This is a genomic window from Vibrio sp. OPT20 (assembly GCF_963889365.1).
Classification (GTDB): Bacteria; Pseudomonadota; Gammaproteobacteria; order Enterobacterales; family Vibrionaceae; genus Vibrio; species Vibrio splendidus.
Map to the genome: position 1 here is coordinate 1 of NZ_CAWPOA010000021.1, position 226 is coordinate 226.

Here is a 226-nt window from a genome sequence, read left to right on the forward strand (position 1 = left end):
CTCCCCTACGGGATACCATTGGGTCGTTAGCTCAGTTGGTAGAGCAGTTGACTTTTAATCAATTGGTCGCAGGTTCGAATCCTGCACGACCCACCATTCTTTCTCCGCGAAGGAATTAAAACTATCGTGGGCGATTAGCTCAGTTGGGAGAGCACCTGCCTTACAAGCAGGGGGTCACTGGTTCGAGCCCGGTATCGCCCACCATTCTCTAAAAATTCTTGGTTAT

2 tRNA genes are annotated in these 226 nt (G+C 50.0%); both read left to right on the top strand.

Annotation, left to right across the window (positions count from 1 at the left end):
* Positions 1-20: 20 nt before the first annotated feature.
* Positions 21-96, top strand: a tRNA-Lys gene (locus AACR09_RS00965).
* Between the two features lie 32 nt (positions 97-128).
* A tRNA-Val gene (locus tag AACR09_RS00970) sits at positions 129-204 on the top strand.
* The last annotated feature ends 22 nt before the right edge of the window (positions 205-226 follow it).